23 protein-coding genes are annotated in these 20,444 nt (G+C 60.4%); 15 read left to right on the top strand and 8 right to left on the bottom strand.

The window, feature by feature from the left end; genetic code table 11:
• The first annotated feature begins 61 nt into the window (after positions 1-61).
• Positions 62-1,939, top strand: a complete 1,878-nt coding sequence (locus C1T17_RS02955; RefSeq protein ID WP_104954963.1) for a hypothetical protein — start codon at positions 62-64, stop codon at positions 1,937-1,939.
• Here C1T17_RS02955 and tadA read toward each other — a convergent pair.
• Positions 1,910-2,368, bottom strand: coding sequence for a tRNA adenosine(34) deaminase TadA (gene tadA, locus C1T17_RS02950; RefSeq protein WP_104952143.1), 459 nt, complete (start codon positions 2,366-2,368; stop codon positions 1,910-1,912). The genes C1T17_RS02955 and tadA overlap by 30 nt on opposite strands.
• A 45-nt stretch (positions 2,369-2,413) precedes the next feature.
• Positions 2,414-2,641: a hypothetical protein gene (locus C1T17_RS02945; RefSeq protein ID WP_223262764.1), complete on the bottom strand. Its 228-nt coding sequence runs from the start codon at positions 2,639-2,641 to the stop codon at positions 2,414-2,416.
• A gap of 165 nt (positions 2,642-2,806) precedes the next feature.
• Between C1T17_RS02945 and rpmB the strand changes: the two genes are divergently transcribed.
• Positions 2,807-3,097 (top strand): 50S ribosomal protein L28, encoded by a 291-nt coding sequence (rpmB, locus tag C1T17_RS02940; protein ID WP_104952142.1) that lies wholly within the window; start codon positions 2,807-2,809, stop codon positions 3,095-3,097.
• 52 nt (positions 3,098-3,149) lie between these two features.
• On the opposite strand, the gene C1T17_RS02935 is transcribed toward rpmB, so the two are convergent.
• Positions 3,150-4,142, bottom strand: coding sequence for an esterase-like activity of phytase family protein (locus C1T17_RS02935; RefSeq protein WP_104952141.1), 993 nt, complete (start codon positions 4,140-4,142; stop codon positions 3,150-3,152).
• 196 nt (positions 4,143-4,338) lie between these two features.
• Between C1T17_RS02935 and C1T17_RS02930 the strand changes: the two genes are divergently transcribed.
• The 5 genes from C1T17_RS02930 (at position 4,339) to C1T17_RS02910 (ending at position 7,384) form a co-directional block, all read left to right on the top strand.
• Positions 4,339-4,749: a glycine zipper 2TM domain-containing protein gene (locus C1T17_RS02930; protein WP_104952140.1), complete on the top strand. Its 411-nt coding sequence runs from the start codon at positions 4,339-4,341 to the stop codon at positions 4,747-4,749.
• A 233-nt stretch (positions 4,750-4,982) separates the two neighbouring features.
• The gene (locus C1T17_RS02925) at positions 4,983-5,417 is read left to right on the top strand and encodes a DUF983 domain-containing protein (RefSeq protein ID WP_104952139.1); all 435 of its coding nucleotides are present in this window, start codon (positions 4,983-4,985) and stop codon (positions 5,415-5,417) included.
• Positions 5,418-5,508: 91 nt separating this feature from the next.
• Positions 5,509-5,745, top strand: a complete 237-nt coding sequence (locus tag C1T17_RS02920) for a hypothetical protein (protein ID WP_104952138.1) — start codon at positions 5,509-5,511, stop codon at positions 5,743-5,745.
• Positions 5,746-5,819: 74 nt separating this feature from the next.
• Entirely contained in the window at positions 5,820-6,815 is a 996-nt protein-coding gene (gene hemB, locus C1T17_RS02915) for a porphobilinogen synthase (protein ID WP_104952137.1), read from the top strand.
• Entirely contained in the window at positions 6,812-7,384 is a 573-nt protein-coding gene (locus C1T17_RS02910; protein WP_104952136.1) for a gamma carbonic anhydrase family protein, read from the top strand. Before hemB ends, C1T17_RS02910 begins: the two co-directional genes overlap by 4 nt.
• A 5-nt stretch (positions 7,385-7,389) precedes the next feature.
• On the opposite strand, the gene C1T17_RS02905 is transcribed toward C1T17_RS02910, so the two are convergent.
• Positions 7,390-7,920 carry a hypothetical protein gene (locus tag C1T17_RS02905; RefSeq protein ID WP_104952135.1) on the bottom strand — a complete coding sequence of 177 codons (531 nt, stop codon included), beginning with the start codon at positions 7,918-7,920 and terminating at the stop codon, positions 7,390-7,392.
• A 104-nt stretch (positions 7,921-8,024) separates the two neighbouring features.
• Between C1T17_RS02905 and C1T17_RS02900 the strand changes: the two genes are divergently transcribed.
• The 4 genes from C1T17_RS02900 to C1T17_RS02885 all read left to right on the top strand — a co-directional run bounded on the left by C1T17_RS02900 (position 8,025) and on the right by C1T17_RS02885 (position 10,702).
• Positions 8,025-8,975: an AEC family transporter gene (locus tag C1T17_RS02900; RefSeq protein ID WP_104952134.1), complete on the top strand. Its 951-nt coding sequence runs from the start codon at positions 8,025-8,027 to the stop codon at positions 8,973-8,975.
• A 163-nt stretch (positions 8,976-9,138) separates the two neighbouring features.
• A complete protein-coding gene (gene rplU / locus C1T17_RS02895; RefSeq protein WP_104952133.1) occupies positions 9,139-9,504 on the top strand; it encodes a 50S ribosomal protein L21 in 366 nt (121 codons plus the stop codon).
• Between the two features lie 42 nt (positions 9,505-9,546).
• Positions 9,547-9,816, top strand: coding sequence for a 50S ribosomal protein L27 (gene rpmA / locus C1T17_RS02890; RefSeq protein ID WP_104952132.1), 270 nt, complete (start codon positions 9,547-9,549; stop codon positions 9,814-9,816).
• A gap of 304 nt (positions 9,817-10,120) precedes the next feature.
• Positions 10,121-10,702, top strand: a complete 582-nt coding sequence (locus C1T17_RS02885) for a GNAT family N-acetyltransferase (protein ID WP_104952131.1) — start codon at positions 10,121-10,123, stop codon at positions 10,700-10,702.
• A 167-nt stretch (positions 10,703-10,869) separates the two neighbouring features.
• Here C1T17_RS02885 and C1T17_RS02880 read toward each other — a convergent pair whose 3' ends face one another.
• The 4 genes from C1T17_RS02880 to C1T17_RS02865 all read right to left on the bottom strand — a co-directional run bounded on the left by C1T17_RS02880 (position 10,870) and on the right by C1T17_RS02865 (position 17,066).
• The gene (locus tag C1T17_RS02880; protein WP_104952130.1) at positions 10,870-11,862 is read right to left on the bottom strand and encodes a 4,5-dihydroxyphthalate decarboxylase; all 993 of its coding nucleotides are present in this window, start codon (positions 11,860-11,862) and stop codon (positions 10,870-10,872) included.
• A gap of 13 nt (positions 11,863-11,875) precedes the next feature.
• Entirely contained in the window at positions 11,876-13,231 is a 1,356-nt protein-coding gene (locus C1T17_RS02875; RefSeq protein WP_104952129.1) for an MFS transporter, read from the bottom strand.
• 31 nt (positions 13,232-13,262) lie between these two features.
• Complete coding sequence (locus C1T17_RS02870; RefSeq protein WP_104952128.1) at positions 13,263-14,726, bottom strand: aldehyde dehydrogenase family protein; 1,464 nt, start codon at positions 14,724-14,726, stop codon at positions 13,263-13,265.
• Between the two features lie 99 nt (positions 14,727-14,825).
• Complete coding sequence (locus C1T17_RS02865) at positions 14,826-17,066, bottom strand: TonB-dependent receptor (RefSeq protein WP_104952127.1); 2,241 nt, start codon at positions 17,064-17,066, stop codon at positions 14,826-14,828.
• A gap of 155 nt (positions 17,067-17,221) precedes the next feature.
• Here C1T17_RS02865 and C1T17_RS02860 point away from each other — a divergent pair, with 155 nt between their 5' ends.
• From C1T17_RS02860 to C1T17_RS02845, 4 genes are read left to right on the top strand one after another with little or no spacing between them, the layout of a single operon-like run.
• Positions 17,222-18,187 carry a LysR family transcriptional regulator gene (locus C1T17_RS02860; RefSeq protein ID WP_104952126.1) on the top strand — a complete coding sequence of 322 codons (966 nt, stop codon included), beginning with the start codon at positions 17,222-17,224 and terminating at the stop codon, positions 18,185-18,187.
• Positions 18,188-18,215: 28 nt separating this feature from the next.
• Positions 18,216-18,965, top strand: coding sequence for an alpha/beta fold hydrolase (locus C1T17_RS02855; protein ID WP_189338472.1), 750 nt, complete (start codon positions 18,216-18,218; stop codon positions 18,963-18,965).
• A 21-nt stretch (positions 18,966-18,986) separates the two neighbouring features.
• Positions 18,987-19,409 (top strand): protocatechuate 4,5-dioxygenase subunit alpha, encoded by a 423-nt coding sequence (ligA, locus tag C1T17_RS02850; protein WP_104952124.1) that lies wholly within the window; start codon positions 18,987-18,989, stop codon positions 19,407-19,409.
• Complete coding sequence (locus C1T17_RS02845) at positions 19,409-20,251, top strand: class III extradiol dioxygenase subunit beta (protein ID WP_104954961.1); 843 nt, start codon at positions 19,409-19,411, stop codon at positions 20,249-20,251. Before ligA ends, C1T17_RS02845 begins: the two co-directional genes overlap by 1 nt.
• The last annotated feature ends 193 nt before the right edge of the window (positions 20,252-20,444 follow it).

Below are 20,444 nucleotides of genomic sequence, written 5' to 3'. Positions count from 1 at the left end.
CGTGCATGACATGGGAAGCGGCATGATCGACGGGACGATGGACAGACGAGCGACGGGCAAGATGGCGTGGTGGCGCGAGGCGGTGGTGCCCCGGCTCGAACGCTGGTCGGCGAAGGCAGACGAGGAATGGGTATTCCTGACCTTCGTCATCTGGGTCGGGATCGCGTCCTTCTATGTCGTCGCCATGTGGTCGCAAGTGCACTGGCTGGTGCTGAGCGACACCGACGACAATATCCGCTTCGTGCAGGTGAAGGACTGGCTGGCGGGGCAAGGCTGGTACGACCTGCGGCAATATCGGCTCGATCCGCCCGGCGGCGCGAACATCCACTGGTCGCGGCTGGTGGACTTGCCGATCGCCGGACTGATGATGTTCTTCCGCCTGTTCACCGATATCCCGACGGCAGATCGCCTCGCCTGCGCAGTCGCGCCCATGCTGCCGCTATTGCCGATGATGCTGAGCCTCGCCTTCATCGTGCGGCGGCTGGCCGGGAGCAATGCCTGGATCGTCGCGGCGTTCGCGCCTCTGGCGGCGCAGATGGGCCTCAGCATGTACCTGCCGATGCGGATCGATCACCATGGCTGGCAGTTGGCGCTGACAGTCGCGACGCTGGCGGGCGTAGTGGACCGCAACTGGATGCGCGGCGGAATCGTTGCCGGACTGGCAAGCGCTTTTTCCCTCGCCATCGGCATGGAGATGATCGTCTATCTTGTCGCGGCGGGCGGCATCATCGCGCTGCGCTGGGTGTTCGAGGATGGCGCCGCGGGGCGGATGCGACCCTATGCGCTCAGCCTCGGCGGCGGCACCGGGCTGCTGTTCGTGCTGACCGCCAGCTACGCCAATCGCGCGCCAGTGTGCGATGCGCTTTCGCCGGTGTGGGTGGGCATATTCGGCGCAGCCTCGGGCGGTATGTTGCTGCTGACCTGCCTGCCGCTGCGGAACTGGCAACAGCGGCTGGCGGCGGGCGCGGTCGTCGGCGCGGTGGTGGCCGCTTTCGCCTTCGCGTCATGGCCGCAATGCCTGACGAGCGCCTATCAGCTTTCGCCCGAATTGCAGAAGCTGTGGCTCGCCAACATCCGCGAGGCCAAGCCGATCACCGCGCAGGCGCGCAATGTCGCGATCCCACTGCTGGCAATGCCTGTGATAGCGATCATCGGTGCACTGATCGCGTGCTGGACGGTGCGGCGCGATGGCGAGAAATTATGGGCGTGGGCGACGGTCACGCTGATGACGATCGTCGCGGTTGGCCTGCTGTTCTGGCAGTTGCGGGCGGGGCCAGCGGCGCAGTTCCTCGCGATCCCGGCCGCGGCCTGGCTGGCGTGGAGCGCGGCGCGAATCATCCTGTTCGGCGGGCCGAAATGGCGGCTGGCGGGCGGCGTGGCGCTGCTGATCGTGGCGGCAGTGCTGTTCGCCTATCCGCTATATCCGGAGGCCAACCGGCTGATCGCGGACATCACCGACGCGCATCCAACTCCGCCGCGCCCCGCAATGGTCAAGCGAACGGCGGCGATCCGCAAAGCCAACGGCCGGTGCCGCTCGCTCCCCGCGCTGGAGGCGCTGAACCGACTCCCGCCCGCAACGATCTTCACGATGGTCGACCTTGGCCCGCGCATCATTGCAACGACGCATCACAGTGCGATCGCCGGCCCCTATCATCGCAATGGCGCGGCGATCCTCGACATCCATCACGCGCTGGACGGCCAGCCGGACGGGTTCCGCGCGATCGCAGCGCGGCACCACGCGCAATATCTGGTGATCTGCCCGGACTTCCCTGAAGGCACCGTCTATCAGTCGCGCAGCCCGCGAGGCTTCTATGCGCAACTGGTGCGCGGCAAAGTGCCGTCCTGGCTGATGCCGGTAAACCTCAAGACCGGCTTCGCCCTGCCCTACACCCTCTATCGCATCAACTATTCAGCGCCGGGCGGCAAAAAAGTCCCGTAGCAGCGCGGCGGCAGGCGATTCGCCGATGCCGCTATAGACTTGCGGCCGGTGCAGGCATTGCGGATGCGCGAATACCCGCGCGCCATGATCGACTCCGCCGCCCTTCGGATCGGACGCGCCATAATAGACGCGCGCGATTCGGGCGTGCGATATCGCCCCGGCACACATCGCGCAGGGCTCCAGCGTCACCCAGAGTTCGCAATCGATCAGGCGAAAGTCGCCGATAGCCGTCGCAGCCGTGCGAATCGCGACGATCTCGGCATGGGCGGTGGGATCATTATCGCGGCGGTTGCGGTTCTGGCCCTCGCCGATAACGGCGCCATTGCGGACCACCAGAGCCCCGATCGGGACTTCCCCCGCTTCCCCTGCCGCACGCGCCAGTTCCATCGCGCGGCGCATATATTCGGGCAGGGGAAAGGGCGCGGACATGCGCCGCTCTACCGTCCGCGCCGCACCTAGGGCAAGCGTCGCGCGTTATTGCGGCTTCTGGACGTTGACTGTGGGCACCTGCACCGTCTCGTTGCGCGTGCCGACATCGACCTTCACGACATCCGCCTTATACGCCGGGAGCGTGCCTTCCTTGACCGCAACAGCGGGGAGCGTCGCGTCGCGAGTCTGCTCGACCTTCAGGAGCCCGAACGCCATCGCACCGCCGATGACGATGACGGCAAGAAGCACCAGCCCCAATAAGAATCGTATCATTTTTTCTTCCTCCAGCTACAGCATGCCCAACGCAGGGCAGCCATTAAGGTTGCCATGCGTAACGAACTCCAAGGGTTGACGGATGAAGGCGTTCCGGCTATCCGCGCCGCTTTCCGGGCAACCCCCGAACCACATCGAACATTAAACATACAGGGCTGATTTGATATGTCGCGCATTTGCGAGCTGACCGGCACGACCCGCCAAGTGGGCCACAACGTGTCCCATGCCAACAACAAGACGAAGCGGGTGTTCCTGCCGAACCTGCAGAACGTGACCCTGCTGTCCGAAGTGCTGGAAAAGGGCGTGAAGCTGCGCGTTTCGACGAAGGGGCTCCGCTCGGTCGAGCATGTCGGCGGCCTGGACAACTGGCTGGTCAAGACCAATGACGAGAAGCTCTCGCTCAAGGCCCAGCGCCTGAAGCGCGAAATCGTGAAGAAGCAGAAGGTCGCCGCGTAAGCAGCGACTCGGCTTTTGCGATGTAAGAGAGGCGGCCTGCGGGTCGCCTTTTTTATTGCGTGAGTGTCACCGGAACCTCGAACTTCAACAGCAGCGTCCGCTGGAAGAACTCATGATTATCGTCGGACCCTATCCAGAGCACCCGGCGGCCATTTTCGGTGGATAGCGCCAGCGCCTCCAAATTGTCGGCCAGCAGGGGCGGCGCGAATCGGGCAAGATCCTGCGCGACCAGTACCGCGCCCGCACGAAGCGGCGGCAGCTTGACCAATGCGAGGACCGCCGTGAACCCCTCGTGCAACGTCACGCGGCGATTGAGGACGAGCAAATGCGTATCGTCCAGTGCAACCGCATCCGTCGGGCGGTAGCCCTGCGGCGGGCGATAGCTGAGGCGCAGCGGCGGCACGCTGCGCGATTCGGCGGGGTCTTGCTGAAACAGCAGCACGTCATTGCCGCCATCCTTCCCATAGCCATATTCGGAGAACAGCAGGAAGCGGCCGTCGGGCAACCGCACCATCGCTTCTCCCCCGCCGGTTTCGGGCCAGCGCTTGACGGCAGGCCACTCCTTGCAGGACTCGACGCTGGCAAAGCCGGAGGAGTAGCGGCAGATCCGCTGGATTAGCTCGAATGAAACCCAATGCTTACCCGTAGCGGGATCAAAGACCTGCGCTTCTGAATCCCATGTCCAGCCGGGAAGATCTTTCTCCGCCGGACGAACCGGCAAGGGCGCGACGAACTGCCTCCCCGTTTTCCCGTCAAGCGAGAAGCCGAACAGCGTGCCCGAATCGCTAAGGCCCAACATGCTGCCGTCCGGGTGGATTAGCATCGAGGAAAGGCCGCCGAAGTCTGCATGTGTGCTAGTCAACTGCCAGCCACCCAAGAACCGAAACGGTCCCGCATGATCGAGCGCAGGATCATCGCTGTCGAGCGGCAGCGGATGCGCGGTCACCAGCAACGATCCCGCCACGCGCGCCGCCGTCTTGTGCGGCGGCGACGGCGGCGACAGGAGGAGGACGGCCAGCAGGAGAATGAGGGCAATGCGCGACATCTGGATGCAGGCGATAGGGGATTTGTCCTGTGACGCACACTTCAAAATGGGGTTAGTGTGAACGCCAGCTAACTGAACGAGGGCTGTCACCTGCGTTCAGCCTCCCCTCAAGGCGATCCCTGCATAAGGGTGTCATCGAGAGGCAAGGTGATTCGCAAACGTCACGCTCTCGAAGAATTTGAAAAGGAGTAACGCCATGAAGAAGTCCGCTTTCCTCAACATGGGTGCCGCGCTTGCAATGGGCGTTGCGTCTTTCGTCGCCACCTCGGCCCCTGCAATGGCTCGCGATCATTATCGCGGTTACGAGCGCGGCTATGACCGTAGTGACTATTATCGCGGTGGCGACCGCCGCAACTACAATAGCGAGCGCTACTATCGGAACAATGGCTACCGTAATGATGGCTATCGCAACAGCGGCTATCGCGGCGACCGTTATCGCTGCCGCGACAACGGCACGGGCGGCACTATCATCGGCGCGATCGCTGGTGGCCTGCTCGGCAACCAGGTCGCGGGTCGCGGTGATCGCACCACCGGCACGGTCCTTGGTGCAGGCGTAGGCGCTCTTGCCGGTCGCGCCATTGACAAAAGTGATGGCCGCCGCTGCTAAATAGCAGGCCAAAGTCGACTGCGAAGTTGACGGTTAAAAACGAAGAGGCCGGTCCCGTAAGGAGCCGGCCTTTTTGTTACGGCGATATTCAGCGTTTCGAGACGGTATCGGCAAATGGACCAAGCTGGCCCCCGGCGCGCCGGTCGCTTCATGCTTAGGCATAATGTCCACTTGCGCCGCGCGGAGATCGACCCCAGTTGCGATACGCAGGAACTGGGTGCCGGAGGCTGGTGATGGACGGGATTGACAAGGGTACAGAGGTGCCAACCGCGCCGCCGGTACGGCTCTCGGCCGTTCAAACGGGTGTGCGTGGGCTTTGTCCCCGATGTGGGAAAGGGCAGATCTTCAAGGGGTTCCTGACGGTTCGCGATCATTGTGAGGTATGCGGGCTCGACTATTCCTTTGCCGATCCCGCCGATGGTCCCGCCGTATTCGTACAGCTTTTTGCCTGCGTCCCCGGCGTTATCTTCATCGTCATGCTGGAGATTCTGGCGCGGCCTCCGCTGTGGGTGCATCTGCTGGTGGGTGTGCCGGTGCTGTTGCTGACCACCGTTCTTCCTCTGCGGCCGATCAAGGGCTGGCTGATCGCGGCGCAGTATAATACGCGCGCGCAGGAGGCGGGGACGTCGGCGCTGTGGGAAAAGCTGCACAAGCGACCTGACGAATAGAGTCAGCTTCGCCGTCAAGTTTCTTTGCCGCTCCTCTTGATTTCCGTCAATTCTGTGACACGATACGCTTCCACAACGAGTGGGGGCTGGCATGAGTCTTTCTTGGGATACACCCGTCCGCTTTTACCCTGGCAATGGCGAGCCGGGCTACCGTTGCACGTTCAAGGGATGCGTCGCTATCTTCGCCGGTTTGGACGAGGATGAGCGCTTCGCCGCTTACGCCGAATTTCAGGAGCCGGTCGATCTGGGCGGCGATTTCGCCTATTCCGAGATGGATGCCCGGCAGCTTGAAATGGCAGCGCAATTGCTGAAGTCGGGCGCGCATTAACGCAAGGCTGCAGCGAGACGATAGCCTCGCGCGCTCGGGTTGATCCGGCGATGGCACACGCCTAAACCCCCGCCATGTCCTATGCCCCCTACCCCGCTTTACGCCTGCGCCGCACACGCGCATCCGCCTGGTCCCGCGCGATGCATGCCGAGCATCGGATCAGCCCTGCCGATCTGATCTGGCCATTGTTCGTCACCGAAGGCAGTAGTGTCGAGGAGCCGATCGGCAGCCTTCCCGGCGTTTCGCGCTGGTCAGTGGACGGGATCGTCGCCCAGGCCAGATTGGCCCGCGACCTTCATATCCCTTGCCTCGCCTTGTTCCCCAACACACAGCCCGAGCGTCGGAGCGACGATGGGGCCGAAGCGCTTAATCCTGACAATCTGATGTGCCGCGCCATCCGCGCGATAAAGGACGCGGTGCCCGAAGTCGGCATACTGACCGATGTGGCGCTCGACCCCTATACCGCGCATGGGCAGGATGGGTTGCTGGACGACACAGGCTATGTGCTGAACGACGCCACGATGGAAGTGCTGGTAGGCCAGTCGCTCAATCAGGCGGCGGCGGGCGCGGACATCGTCGCGCCGAGCGACATGATGGACGGACGCGTCGGCGTCATCCGGGAAGCGCTGGAGGGCGCAGGCCATGTCAACGTTCAAATCATGGCCTACGCCGCTAAATATGCGAGCGCCTTCTACGGCCCGTTCCGTGACGCGGTGGGATCGAGCGGGCTGCTGAAGGGCGACAAGAAAAGCTATCAGATGGACCCCGCCAATGGCGAGGAAGCCCTGCGCGAAGTGGCGCTTGACCTCGCCGAGGGAGCCGACAGCGTGATGGTGAAGCCGGGCCTCCCCTACCTCGACATCGTCACGCGCGTGAAGGACGCCTTCGCCGTGCCGGTGTTCGCCTATCAGGTGTCGGGCGAATATGCGATGATCGAGGCGGCGGCCGCTGCCGGTGCAGGGGATCGCAATGCGCTGGTGCTGGAGACGTTGATGAGTTTCAAACGGGCGGGCTGCACCGGCGTGCTGACCTATCATGCGCCTTTGGCCGCGAGGCTGCTCGGCGCATGAAACAGGAACGGCATCCGGGCGCCAGCATCATCGCGCTGAACGGCATTGCGCCGCGCATTCATGAAACTGCGTTCATCGCGCCGGGATGCCGGATCATCGGCGATGTCGAGATCGGTGAAGGGGCGAGCATATGGTATAATTGCGTGATACGGGGCGACATCAATCAGGTGAAGATCGGCGCGCGAACCAATATTCAGGATGGCACCGTAATCCACTGCGACTCCGACAAGGATGGATCGGGCGGCTTTCCGACGATTATCGGCGCGGACGTGCTGGTCGGGCATATGGTGATGCTACACGGCTGCACGTTGGAGGATCGCGCCTTTGCGGGACTGGGCACGATCGTGATGGACGGCTGCGTGATCGAGAGTGACGGGATGCTGGCCGCGGGCGCATTGCTGACGCCGGGCAAGCGCCTGCCAAGCCGGCAATTATGGAGTGGGCGTCCCGCCAAGTTCATGCGCGACCTGACTGACGAAGCGGTGGCGGGTATGCGTGCGGGCGTCGTGCATTATGTCCACAATGCACAGATTCATAAGGGCGCCGTCAACGCCGCGCTGGACGAATAAGCCCGTCAGGGCTGGGCGAGCTTCGCCTTCAGCGCGTCGAGGCGATCATTCTGCGCATCGACCGCTGCCAGAGCCTGCCCGCGCGCCGCGTCGATCGCGTCGAGAGTGCCGGTCGCCTTGCCGTCGGCAATGGCATTCGTCCGCTCCGTGTACAGCGTATCAAGCGCCGCCAGCGCAGACACGCTGTCGTTGCGCGCCGCTTCAAGGGCGCTGATCGCCGCCTGCGCCGCCACCCACGGATCACTGGATATCGCAGCACCCGAAGCCGCCCGCGTAAGACGTTCCGCGTCGGCATAGGCCTTGTCGAAATTTGCAGCGCCCGCGCTCGCCTGCGCAGCATAGCGGCTGAGTTCCGCATCGTCAGCCGGGACGGCGACGGCAGGGGCCGGTACGGAGGGCGCTGCCGCCGGAGTTTCGTAATCCTGTGACTCAACCGGTCGCCGTGCGAGCGAGGGATAGCCATCGCCACCCCCGACCGCCGCGGCACAGCCAGTAAGGAACAGGGCGAGCGAGGAGAGGAGCGGACGCAACATCATGGGCATTGCATCTAGGGCGCGTCGGGCATCCATGCAATGCCGCCGGGACCGGGGACAAAGCATCCCGGATTGGCAGGACGCCGTGAATCCCGTAACGCCCGCCCATGCTGGGCAATATCATCACGATCCTGCCGGTATTCCTGATCCTCCTCGCGGGCTTCATCGCGGGGAAGGCGGGCGTGCTGGGTGAAGGCGCAGCGACGATGCTCAACCGCTTCGTCGTGTGGGTGCCGCTGCCCTGCCTGCTGTTTGAAGTGGTGGCGACGACCGACTGGGAGAAATTGTGGCATCCCGGGTTCGCTGCCGTGTCGCTGATCGGCAGCTTCATGGTCTTCGGGCTGGGCCTGATCGTCGGCCGTATGCGAGGATTGTCGATTGCCGACATGGGCGTGGATGGCCTGAACGCCAGCTATAGCAATGCCGTCTATATTGGTTTGCCGTTGCTGACGCTGACGCTGGGAAGCGCAGTCAGGCCCTTCGTCGTGGTGGCAGGAACGGTAACGCTGACCTGCCTGTTCGTGGCGGGAGTCGGCCTGATCGAAGCCGGGCGAAGCCATCGTCCCGGCGCGTCAGACGGCATGGGTCATGCTATGCTGCGTATCTTCTCCGGCATGGCGCGCAACCCGGTCATCGTATCACCGCTCGCCGGTCTCGCATTCTGGTTGTCGGGATGGACGCTGCCGGCGCCTCTCACCAGCTTTCTGTCTACGTTAGGTGGCGTGGCGAGTCCTGTCGCACTGGTGGCGGTCGGGCTGTTCCTCGCCCAGCGGCCCTTGCGCCAGACCGTACAAAGTCCGGCTATCGGTATGCTGTCGCTGGTCAAGCTGATCGTGCATCCGGCGATCACAGCCTGGCTGGCGTGGTACGTGTTCGCATTGCCCGCCGACATAGCAGTAGCAGCGATTGCAGTCGCCGCGCTCCCTACCGGGACAGGTCCGTTTATGATTGCCGAACTCTATGCGCGCGATGGCAAAGTGACGTCGGGAACGATCATGGTGACGACCCTGGCATCGGTGGCGACCATAGCCGCAGTGCTGTCGCTACTGCATCGATAGCAAGTTTATGCGTCTGCTTCATTCCTCCAAAAGGGGCGGCGCAAAAGGTAATTCAGTTGACAGGGCGGACTCAATTCAATAACGGGCCACTTTCCCGCGCGGGTCTTCCGGGGCTGATGCTCCTTGTCTCGCGCCACGCAGTTTGGATTAGAAGAGAAAAGCCATGTTCGCAGTCGTGCGCACGGGCGGCAAGCAGTATCGCGTTGCCGCAGGAGACAAGATCGTGATCGAGAAGATCGCTGGCGAAGCCGGCGACCAGATCACGCTGGACGATGTCCTGCTGGCCGGCGAAGGCAGCGATCTTAAGGACACCGCAGGCCTCACGGTCGCTGCGGAGATCATTGCGCAGGCGAAGGGCGAGAAGGTTATCGTCTTCAAGAAGCGCCGCCGCCATAACTATCGCCGCAAGAACGGTCATCGCCAGCGTCACACGATCCTGAAGATCATTGCGATCGGCGGCGAAGAGAAGAAGGCAGCGCCGAAGAAGGCCGCAGCCAAGACCGAAGACGCAGCGGCTGCAGAAGCCTGAGCGCGACTAGAGATACCAGATAGAGATTTGGGAGTTTAGACAATGGCACATAAGAAAGCAGGCGGTTCTTCGCGCAACGGTCGCGACTCCGCTGGCCGTCGCCTTGGCGTGAAGAAGTTCGGTGGCCAGGACGTCATCGGCGGCAACATTATTATTCGTCAGCGCGGCACGCGCGTCTATCCGGGCCGTAACGTCGGCATCGGCAAGGACCACACGCTGTTCGCGCTTACCGAAGGCCGCGTGGTATTCCACGATGGCAAGCTGGGCCGCAAATACGTGTCGGTGGACATGATGGCGGAAGCCGCAGAATAACGGACGACTTTCCAAACGGGTCGTCCATTGGGCGCCCCGGATGAAGGCTTCTCCTTAACGGAAAAGCTCCATCGGATGAGGGAAAAACGGGGCGCCCCGAAAGGGTAGCGCCCCGTTTCCATGTCCGGGGTAATTCATGTTCTATCCTTTTCTTTTCCCTCATGGTTTTTGCTGGAACAACAGCTCGGCTCATGCGTCACACGGCCGAGCCTCCACCGAATGAGGCTGTCGCCAAGTCGTCATCAAATGCGCGCACATGCGCATCGATTGCGGAACTGGCGAAAAGAACAAGAGAGGACTTCCCATGTTTGCACGTACAGATCGCCTGCTGCTGAGGCCGGGCTGGATGGAGGACGCGCCCGCGCTGGCGCAGGCCATTGGCGAAGAGAGCATCGTGCGCAATCTGGCGCGCGCGCCTTGGCCTTATGGCGAAGCCGATGCGGGAGCGTTTCTGGCGGCAGCACGCGAATCGCATCTGCCCGACTTCCTGATCTTCTCGCGCACGCGCGGTGCGCCGCGACTCATCGGCGGCTGCGGAATATCCTCAACCGACGATCAGGCGGGGCTGGAGCTGGGTTACTGGATCGCGCGTCCCTATTGGGGGCTGGGCTTTGCGACCGAAGCAGCGCGGGCCGTTATGCAGATCGCCCGTGCAACTGGGATGCGCGGCATCACCGCACGGCATTTCCTGGACAACCCGGCATCTGGCAAGGTCTTGCAAAAGGTCGGTTTCCGCCACACGGGGATCATCCAGCCGCTGACCTGCCCCGCCCGCGGCGAAACGGCACCTGCGGCACTGTACGAGATGGCCGATGAACTGGATATGCCGCGAAGCGACACGGCGTTTGAGCTGTACGGAGACGAGGCGCAATCGATGGCGGCATGAAGGGCGCCTCTCAATGGCGGGAGGCCCCACTACCGGATGTCGGCGAATCCTCCCTACCGAGCATACATGTCGCCACCTGCAGGAATACAAGTCCTTCATCAGCTTCAGCTACATAGCGCCTTATCGAGGTGCGCGTCGTTGAGGAGGCACCCCATCCGGCACCGTGGTCAGATGCGCGTTTCGATAAGGGTTGAAGGCGCGAACACCTCCTCTAGCGTGAAGCGCCTAGGGACCGTTCCATGGCGATAGGCATAGTCGAAAAGCCGCTCAAGCGTTGTACGATTGCGCTCTACGCCATAAGGCCAGAAGTCGCGTCCCATCGCTGCTCGCGTTTCGTCCAGTTCAGCGCCCAACCACGGCAGCGTCACCCGAAGCGCCGACACGTCAGATAGCCAGTCGTCAGCAGCCAGCTTCGCACGAACAAATGCGTCATAAACACTGCTGGCAAGCCAAGGGTGTTCCTCAACGAGGGAACGGCGAATGCCAAGAACATGCATGATGGGGAAGATGCCGGTTTTCCTGAAATAGGCCTGCTCTTCGCCACGATACTCGGGGAATAGACGCGTTACCGACCCATCGCCTTGAAGAAATGCACGCGGAGCGCGCGCTGATATCAATGCGTCGATCTCACCCGACGCGAGCAAATCGTTGAGCGTCCGGTCTGCTGCGATTGACCGAATCCTGATGTCATCGGGTAGGTTGAGCTTCAGCTTCTCAGCGCGCCCTGTCTCATGCAAGCCGCCTTGAAACCACTCCATCGCGCTGGGCGGCACGCCGTACTCGTCGTCGAGAAGTCCTCGCGCCCAAAGCGCCGCTGTCATCTGATATTCCGGCACGCCAATTCGCTTGCCCCGCAAATCCTCGGGCCGGACGATACCGGCATCAGCGTTAAGGTAGATCGCCGAATGTCGGAACAACCGTGAAAGGAACACGGGAACCGCCACATAGGGACTGTCGTCGCGTGCCAAGCTGACGAGATAGGAACTCATCGACAACTCGCTGACATCATATTCCGCAAACTGAAAAGCGCGCTGGAACATCTGCTCATGACCGACCACGAGATGATCATGATCGCAGCATTCAACAGAAATGCGACCATCGCGCAGGGCAGCAACGCGATCATATGCCGCCGATGCGATAGACAGTCTCAATTTGGCCATAAATGCTCCCACATCAGGATGGTTTTGCGGCACGCCGATGCGGTGCCGCTTCAGAGTTGATGGACGGCGCGGTCGTTGATCGTAGTGAGACGAGCACGAGAGCGGATAACGCAGACGAAAATCCGACAATCAGGACAACTTGCTGCGGCTGAAAATTGGCTGCGAGAAAAGCGCCACCGAGAAGAGGCCCGCAAACCGCACCACCTCGACCAAGGCCAAGAACTGCACCTGCCCCGGTCGACCGAAGAGATGGCGGATAGAAGCGGGCAATCAACGCATAGAAGCCGACTACCCCCGCTTGGTGAAGCCCGCCTATAACGGCGATAAGTATCCACGCGAAATCAGGCGAAGGTCCAAATACCCCGAAAATGACTGCGAGCACCGAGCTCGTGCCCAAGGCAGTAATCAATACCGCATCAAGCCCCAGCCGGTGCGACAGCGCCCCACACAAGACGCCTCCGGCAATGGCACCCAGGTTCAGAAATGTGGCGGTTGCGATCGCCGCAGGCTGGCTCCAGCCCGACTCAACCAATAGCTTAGGCAACCAGCTAATGAAGAAATATAGATTGAGTGCGTGAAGGAGATAGGCCGCCAAGATCACCGAAGTTCCACGTGTGTATGGTGCTGCGAAAGCGCCGAACAATGTGCCACGCTGGCGTTCCGGTCGTTCGACAGGAAGCGATTCAGCAAGCCTTTGCTTCAGGTGTGCAAGTACGCGGTTAACGCCATCTACATCGCTGGTGCTACTCGCACGTTGCTGCTCAAAGTCGACAGATTCCGGGAGTAGCTTCCATGCACTCACCAACCCCAACAGGCTCAGAGCGGAGGCAGCGTAGAATATCATGCGCCAACCGCCGACCTCTATCAGATGGGCCGAGATCAGTCCGCCGATTACGCCACCGACAGGATAGCCCACGACCATCAGACTGAGATTGAGATCGCGATGCTTCGTATTCGAGAACTCGGCGACAAGCGCGTTCATCGTCGGCAGCAACCCACCGATGCCAACGCCAGTCAGCAATCGTGACGATGCAAGCAACCCGATGTCAGCCGTAGCAGCCGACCAAAGGGTACCGGCAGCCATGACGGCTAAGCAAAAAAGAACCACCGGCCGTCGGCCGAGCCGATCACTCATGGGTCCAATGACCAGCGAACCCAACATCATGCCGGCAAGCCCCGCCGATAGGACGATACCAAGCGCCGTAGGCGGAAGCTGCCATTCAACCGCAACCGCCGGTGCCGCAAATGTGATCGCCAGAACGTCAAAGCCGTCCAACCCATTCAACGCGATTAGAAGTCCAACGACCATCCATTGCTGGCGTGTCATCGATAGATCGCTGAGAATGCCGGCGCTCCCCTTCACATCCATCAGCCTCTCCCAATTTCCTGTGCGATCGGCATCAACCTTCCAGGTTGATGTAGACGTTCTTTTCCTGGGTATAGGTCAGAAGCTCAGCCAGGCACTCCTCGCGCCCTATGCCCGACTGCTTATACCCACCGAAGGCCGAGCCTATTGCATGTTTAGATACCTCATTGATCCAGCAGAAACCGGCCTCGGCGCGTGCCACTGCCCGATGGGCTACCGCAACGTCCCGGGTGAAGACCGCAAATGTCAGCCCATAATCAACCGAGTTGATGTCAGCCATGACCTGGCTTTCGTCGTTCCATTTGAAAACGGACAGAACCGGACCGAAAATTTCTTCGCGGGCGATTGCCATCTCCTGTGTCACGTCGGCAAACACAGTAGGCTCGATGAAGAAGCCATTGGCCAGTTCGGGCGCATCGGGCTGCTTGCCGCCACAAATGAGCCTTGCTCCCTCGGCTTTCGCTTTGGCGATGTAGCCTAGAACCCGATCATGCTGTGATTTTGAAACCAAGCAGCCCATCGTTGTCTCCGGATCGGTCGGAAGCCCCGGCTTAAAGCGCGCCGCATAGGTCGGTACACGCTCCAGAACCGCGTCGTAGATATCCTCATGAACGAAGGCGCGGCTGGTCGATCCGCATGATTGACCGCACCACGTGAAGTTCATGCCACGAACCATGGCCTGCGCCACCTTGTCGGGATCCGAATCAGGATATGCCAGCAGCGCGTTCTTGCCGCCAAGCTCCAGCATCGTGCGCTTCAACCGATCGGAAGCCGCACGCATGACCGCCTTTCCGGTCGGGACACTTCCTGTCACCGCAACAAAGTCGACGCCTGGATGCGCCGTCAATGCCGCTCCGAAGTCGCGTCCGCCAGGCAGCATGTTGAGCACTCCTTTGGGAAGTAACCCATCGAGTAACTCCATACCGCGCAGCGCTGATAGCGGCGCCTGTTCCGGCGGCTTGACGATAACTGCATTTCCAGCTGCGAGCGGCGCGCCAAGCCGGCCGATGCTGAAGACGAAGGGATGGTTGAACGGCGCGATACGCGCAACGACGCCATAGGGCTCACGCACGGAAAAGCTAAGCATGTCAGGGCCAAACGGCACCGAACTGCCCTTCATCTCGGACCAGAAGCCAGCGAACATTTCGATCAGCCCTGCCGACATCTCGACGTCCCGGCGCATCTCGTCGACCGGGTTCCCGCAGTCGGCCGCGTCAATCAGCGCAAGTTCTTCGAGATTGGCCCGGATCACCCGCACCATCTCACGCATGATCCGCGCCCGTTCCTTCGGTGCTACGTCACGCCAGACTCTATACCCTTCACGTGCGGCGGCGACCGCTGCGTCTACGTCCTCTGCCGTCGCCTCGTTAATGGTCGTAAGTAATTCGCCGGTTGCCGGGCTGTGAACCGGCGTGACGACTCCACCTTTAGAGGGGTGCCAGCCCCCCCCGTAATAGATACCTCGTTCACGAGGGAGAGTGTACGCGGCAGTCGTCATATCACATCGATTCCTTGGAGCTTTAGGCAAAAGAGCGGTTGAGATTTGAAGTCGCCGATCAAGGCAGATGCTGCTGAGGTTGTGGCGCTGATCAGCGACTTACATTTTGATGCGGGCCGTTATTCCAGCGGTACGAGGCGCGCCGCCCCATGCGGCCTGATAGATGGTTGGCGATGTTGAGAGCTGTGTCGCGATGCGCTCATCCCAGAGATTCCGGACGAAGGCCCCGACGCTGTACGTTTCGTCAGGAGATATCCATGTCACTCCGAGATTGGTCATGACATACGCAGGCTGACGCAGGAAATTGTCAGACTCCGCGTAATAATCTCCGTTATAATTGTTGGTAAGATTGAAATTGAAATTCCCGATCCTTGTCGGAAGCTCGTAATTCATGGAAAGTGTGGCGGTAACGTTCTGCGCCTGGGGCAATCGATTTCCCGAGGCATCGCCGGGGCGCGCCTGGGAGCCTCCTGTAGGAAGCGGCGTCGAAAAAACAGCGCCCGAATAATCAATGAACTTCGCGCTCAATAGCGCAAATCCACCTGACAGAGTTAGCCGATTAGTGACGCGGGCGCTCAGGTCGACATCCAGGCCGTAGAGTTCAGCCTTCGGGCCATTAACGATCGTCTGGATCGCATTAAGAAACTGGATCACCTGTAGATTGGAATAGTCATAGTAGAAGGCAGCCGCATTCAGACGTAGACGCCGATTGAAGAACTGCGTCTTCAAACCCAATTCGAACGCATCAAGCCGTTCGGGTTGGTAGACAGGATTTTGCGGCTGCTGAATATTGAAGCCGCCACTTTTATTACCGCGGTTCCAGGACAAATACCCCATGATATGATCATTGAAGTCATGATCCACGTTTACCCGCCAAGTGGGATCATCGACTTCCAGCCGGCCATTGTAGAGCGCGGACGCCGTGCTGCCATTGTTGCGTATCGTGTCGACCCGCCCTTCAAAATCACGACGCTCATAACTGTAGCGGAGTCCCAGCGTCAGCCGAGTAGCGGGCAAGAACTCGTATGTAGCTTGACCGAATGCGGCTACGGACTCTGTTTTCTCAGAACCGAACGAATCCGTGCGTGCGTTTGAGGTGGGATTGGGTGCCAAATATCCGGCGAATGTGCGGGTTATCGGGAATAGCTCATTGATATAGTAGAAGTAAAATAAGCCCACAGTCCAAGTAAGGGCCGATCCGGCCTGCGATGACAGTTGGAGTTCTTGCGTAAAGAGTTCGTTAGGCCCATTGCTCGTGCCCGCTGTCTGGTAAGGCACAGGGGCCGCACTGGTCTCGAAATTATATCGGGTCTTGCCCTGTCGATAGGCGGTGATCGAAGTGATGTCGGCGAAGCCGATGTCGTGTTCAATTGTCACGCTGGCACCACCGCTACGATAAGCGCTACGCGGATCAGTGGATGAATAGGTGTCATAGCGATTGCGCAACGGGCCAATGCCCGGCGAGCGTGAGGTTGTGCCTGGATAAGGCTGGAAACTGTTGGTTAAATCGGCACGCTCCATATAATCGCCGATGAGAATGACGCTGGTATCCGAACCTGGCTCCCAGAGAAGTTTGCCACGCGCCGAAAAAGCGTGGCGGAGTTTGAATGTGTCGTTGCCGGTCGTCAGGTTGCGACCGTAACCCTCGCCCTGATCGGCATATTGAACGGAAAGGCTCGCTGCGAGGTCTTGTGACAGACCGCCGGTAAGGTAGGCGCTTCCACGAAACGTCTCATAATTATCGTACTCAGCCTTGGCCTCCACACCGAATGTGTGCGACGGCCTACGCGTTGTAATCTGAATAACACCGCCCGTCGCGTTTCGTCCGAACAGCGTACCTTGCGGACCCTTCAGAACGGTCAATTGTTCGACATCCGGCAGTTCGCGCGTGCCGTCGCGCTGCTGCGGCAGATAGACCCCATCAACGTAAAGCGCGACAGGGTTTTCAACTACGCTACTGGTGGTCCCGATGCCTCGGATCGAAGGTTGGAAGGCGCCGATACTGCTGCGAAGGTTGAGGCCGGGGACAGCGATATTGAGTTGCTGCGTGCTCGTCACGCCCGCTGACATGAGCTGATCCCCTGAAACGGCGGTAATCGCAATCGGGACGCGCTGTAGATTCTCGGAGCGACGTTGCGCAGTAACTACGATGTCGGCGATAGCACTTGCATCCTTCGAACCCGCTGATGGCAAAGTCATGTCGCTATTAGCCGGAACTTGCTGGGGCAGATTTTCTGTTGGGTTCCCGACTTGAGCTTGCACACCACTTACTGTCATCATCACAAACACCAACGAAAGGCCGCTGCACGCCGTCCGCCATCGTATTTTAGCTCCAAGCATCTACTCTTCCTCCCCGTTATATATGTCTTGCGATCTGTTGCCGCAGCGGTACAGCAAGGTGCGGCCTCCTTACCAAAGCCGAATCCATCTGGATGTAAGCCAAATCTGTTTAGGGTTGTCGCCGTGTCGGCCCGCTAAGACGCTAGGAATGTGCTGTGCGAATCCGACAACTGGAATGTTTCATCAAGGCGTGCGAGTTGGGAAGCATCAGCCGAGCCGCTGCGGAGTTGCATATCGCCCAGCCGGCGCTCGGCCTGCAGCTTCGTGGGCTGGAAGACGAGTTCGGAGTGCTCCTGCTTCATCGCAGCCACCGAGGCGTCACTACGACCAGGGAGGGCGAGATCGTGCTCGAATGGGCACGGTCGGTCTGGACCCATACGAACGAGGTCAAACGCCGTCTGCGCGACATGACCGAGGAAGGCAGCCGACAGATTACGCTTGCGTTGACGCCCAGCCTTACGAACTTGCTGGCAGGATCGATTATCCAGTCGGCCGCGTCTATGAGCCCGAAGCTCACCATCCGACTGCTGGAAGGGCTGAGCCATTCGATCGCAGAATGGGTGGAGACAGGCCGTGCGGATATCGGCATCGCCTGCGGTCTGTTCGAGACGACCGCAGTGGATTACGAGCCGATCCTGCGCGAGCGGATGTTTTATATCTCGAAGGCCGAAGCGCGGACAGGACCGATCCCACTAGAGGAAGTCCTGCAGCGGCCCTTAGCCCTCCCAGCGGAGTTCAATTCTATTCGGCAAGCAATCGAGGGAGCCGCGCTTTCTATCGACATGCCGGTAGTAGGCACCTGCGAACTTGCTTCGCCTCATGCCGGAATGGACCTCGCCCGGCGCGGCATTGCCGGGTCGATCGGGCCCTATGCTTCGATGTCCGGAACTTCGACACCCGACCTCTCGGTACGGCTGATCACAGATCCGGTGATCGAGCGAACGCTCTATATTCTTCGTCCATCAGGCAAGCAGCCGAGCCGGCCAGAGACGCGTTTCTTGAAGCTCTTGCGCTCGGCATTGGGCGATCTGCTCCACACTGCTCCGGATCCCGAAGCCTATGTGGCTCTGCGTGCCTTCGAGGACAACGACGACCATCGTACGCCTTTATCCCGCATCTAATAGCCGCCTACCCACGGGAGCCGGGATTGTGACTGCCGCAACCATCGTGCTCATCCCCGGCCTGATGAACGACGGCTGGGTTTGGACAGGCCAGCTTGGTAGCCTGTCCCGGATGGGCCCAGTCTATGTTGCCTGCAACGACGGACTTACCACGCTTGCCGACATGGCGGACCGTATTCTCGAGACTACGCAAGGGCCACTGATCGCCGTCGGTCATTCGATGGGCGGACGCGTCGCACTCGAAATGATAGCGCGGGCGCCGGACCGAGTCATCGCTTTGGCACTGGTGAGCACCGGTGCCCATGGCGCGCGAGAAACCGAAGCTGCCAGTCGGCAAACGCTGGTTGATCTTGCAATCACGGACGGCATGACCGCAGTCGCGCGGGCTTGGATGCCCGGCATGATGAGCGCCAGTACTCCCGAAGAGACACGCCGTGCGATACAGGCCATGATTGAACGCGCCGATGCGAAGGTTTTTGCTGGGCAGCAGCATGCGCTACTCAATCGTCCCGACCGGCTGCGTTTTGTGGCAAGCCTTTGCCTGCCGACACTCATAGTGACCGGAGACGCAGACACCTGGGCATCCCCTACCCAGCACGAAGAGTTGGCGCACGCCATTTCGGGATCGAGACTGGAGATTGTCGAGGTGGCTGGGCATATGCTCCCCGCCGAAGCGCCCGATGCGCTCACGACCCTGCTCCACGCGTTCATTCTTGAAAATTTACAGGCCCAGCAATCGTCGGAGGACGCGAACTTCGCCAGTATCGGCACCGAGTAAGTACAGATTCATTCAGGAGAGATGCAAGTGCTTGAAAGGCCGCCAATTGATGTCGAAGCCTATTTGGCAGATCTAGATGACATCCCCGGAACCTACATCTTCGATGCTAAACGCGCCCGTGCCGGCTTCCACATGAATCAGTTCGCAATGTCGTTGATGAAGGAAGAGAACCGCACACGGTGGAAAGCGGATGAACGATCATACCTCGCTGAATGGACGCTCAGTGATGAGCAACGCGACGCCATTTTGGCGCGCGACTACAATCGATGCCTTGAACTTGGCGGTAACATCTATTTTCTCGTGAAGATCGCCTCGACCGATGGGTTGAGTACGCTTCAATGCGTCAGCACCATGAGCGGTCTCGATATCGAATCCTATCGCGCAATGATGATCGCCGGCGGCCGTTCGCCGGACGGCAACCGTAGCATCAAGGAAAAGAGATGATAGCGCGCATCACCGCTGGCGTCGCCTCCAGCCATATTCCTGCGATGGGCGTCGCGTTGGACCAGGGCAATTCGAACGACCTCTACTGGAAACCAGCATTCGACGGCTATGAATGGACCAAGCGGTGGATGGCTGAGGAAAAGCCTGATGTCGTAATCCTGGTATATAACGATCACGCTTCCGCGTTCGACATGCGCATCATTCCTACCTTTGCAGTCGGATGCGCAGAAAGGTTCCCTATCTGCGACGAAGGCTGGGGACCTAGGCCTGTCCCGGAAGTAATCGGTCATCCCGACCTGGCATGGCATATCGCGCAGAGTTGCATCCTCAACGATTTTGACATTACCGTCATCAACGAGATGCAGGTTGATCATGGCCTGACTGTGCCTCTGTCACTGATGTTTGGACCGGTCGGTGCATGGCCGATCAAGGTCATTCCGGTTGCTGTAAACGTGGTTCTATTCCCGCCGCCTAGCGGCAGCCGCTGCTGGGCACTAGGCGAAGCGATCGCGCGAGCGGTGGCAAGCTTTCCAAATGACCTGAACGTTCAGATCTGGGGAACGGGAGGGATGAGCCACCAATTGCAGGGCAAGCGCGCCGGCCTGATAAACAAGGAATGGGACAATCGATTCCTGGATCGAATGGTCGGCACCACTGACGAGCTTCGCCATATCCCCCACATCGAATATCTGCGCGAGGCCGGCTCAGAAGGAATCGAGATGGTGATGTGGTTGATCATGCGCGGCGCTTTGGGAGCCGAAACCACTCTCCTTCACCGACACTACCACGTTCCCGCGAGCAATACTGCCGTCGGCCACCTTGTGCTGCGGCCGAAAGATTAAACAGGATAGCTATCACCGTTAGAACATGCTTGCCCAGTTTCGGTCTGGACGGCGAATCTTGGGCGGCTGGATAGGACCTTACCGGCTATCGTTCAGCGCTCGATGTCGCGATGATTTACGCAGCGCACTGCACGATCGCTAATCTGGCTACAACGCGGTCGGCCGCTACTATGCCGCCGACATGCGAACCAAG

Origin of the sequence: Sphingobium sp. SCG-1 (genome assembly GCF_002953135.1) — a bacterium.
In the GTDB taxonomy this organism is placed as follows: domain Bacteria; phylum Pseudomonadota; class Alphaproteobacteria; order Sphingomonadales; family Sphingomonadaceae; genus Sphingobium.
The sequence above is the reverse complement of the archived record's forward strand: the minus strand, read 5'-3'. Positions and strand labels throughout refer to the sequence as shown.

What these genes read in the sequence shown, in the direction of transcription:
- C1T17_RS02955 (WP_104954963.1), top strand. Translation starts at nt 62, where the DNA reads ATGGCGTGGTGGCGCGAGGCGGTGGTGCCCCGGCTCGAACGCTGGTCG.
- tadA (WP_104952143.1), bottom strand. Translation starts at nt 2,368, where the DNA reads ATGTCCGCGCCCTTTCCCCTGCCCGAATATATGCGCCGCGCGATGGAA.
- C1T17_RS02945 (WP_223262764.1), bottom strand. Translation starts at nt 2,641, where the DNA reads ATGATACGATTCTTATTGGGGCTGGTGCTTCTTGCCGTCATCGTCATC.
- rpmB (WP_104952142.1), top strand. Translation starts at nt 2,807, where the DNA reads ATGTCGCGCATTTGCGAGCTGACCGGCACGACCCGCCAAGTGGGCCAC.
- C1T17_RS02935 (WP_104952141.1), bottom strand. Translation starts at nt 4,142, where the DNA reads ATGTCGCGCATTGCCCTCATTCTCCTGCTGGCCGTCCTCCTCCTGTCG.
- C1T17_RS02930 (WP_104952140.1), top strand. Translation starts at nt 4,339, where the DNA reads ATGAAGAAGTCCGCTTTCCTCAACATGGGTGCCGCGCTTGCAATGGGC.
- C1T17_RS02925 (WP_104952139.1), top strand. Translation starts at nt 4,983, where the DNA reads ATGGACGGGATTGACAAGGGTACAGAGGTGCCAACCGCGCCGCCGGTA.
- C1T17_RS02920 (WP_104952138.1), top strand. Translation starts at nt 5,509, where the DNA reads ATGAGTCTTTCTTGGGATACACCCGTCCGCTTTTACCCTGGCAATGGC.
- hemB (WP_104952137.1), top strand. Translation starts at nt 5,820, where the DNA reads ATGTCCTATGCCCCCTACCCCGCTTTACGCCTGCGCCGCACACGCGCA.
- C1T17_RS02910 (WP_104952136.1), top strand. Translation starts at nt 6,812, where the DNA reads ATGAAACAGGAACGGCATCCGGGCGCCAGCATCATCGCGCTGAACGGC.
- C1T17_RS02905 (WP_104952135.1), bottom strand. Translation starts at nt 7,920, where the DNA reads ATGATGTTGCGTCCGCTCCTCTCCTCGCTCGCCCTGTTCCTTACTGGC.
- C1T17_RS02900 (WP_104952134.1), top strand. Translation starts at nt 8,025, where the DNA reads ATGCTGGGCAATATCATCACGATCCTGCCGGTATTCCTGATCCTCCTC.
- rplU (WP_104952133.1), top strand. Translation starts at nt 9,139, where the DNA reads ATGTTCGCAGTCGTGCGCACGGGCGGCAAGCAGTATCGCGTTGCCGCA.
- rpmA (WP_104952132.1), top strand. Translation starts at nt 9,547, where the DNA reads ATGGCACATAAGAAAGCAGGCGGTTCTTCGCGCAACGGTCGCGACTCC.
- C1T17_RS02885 (WP_104952131.1), top strand. Translation starts at nt 10,121, where the DNA reads ATGTTTGCACGTACAGATCGCCTGCTGCTGAGGCCGGGCTGGATGGAG.
- C1T17_RS02880 (WP_104952130.1), bottom strand. Translation starts at nt 11,862, where the DNA reads ATGGCCAAATTGAGACTGTCTATCGCATCGGCGGCATATGATCGCGTT.
- C1T17_RS02875 (WP_104952129.1), bottom strand. Translation starts at nt 13,231, where the DNA reads ATGGATGTGAAGGGGAGCGCCGGCATTCTCAGCGATCTATCGATGACA.
- C1T17_RS02870 (WP_104952128.1), bottom strand. Translation starts at nt 14,726, where the DNA reads ATGACGACTGCCGCGTACACTCTCCCTCGTGAACGAGGTATCTATTAC.
- C1T17_RS02865 (WP_104952127.1), bottom strand. Translation starts at nt 17,066, where the DNA reads ATGCTTGGAGCTAAAATACGATGGCGGACGGCGTGCAGCGGCCTTTCG.
- ligA (WP_104952124.1), top strand. Translation starts at nt 18,987, where the DNA reads ATGCAAGTGCTTGAAAGGCCGCCAATTGATGTCGAAGCCTATTTGGCA.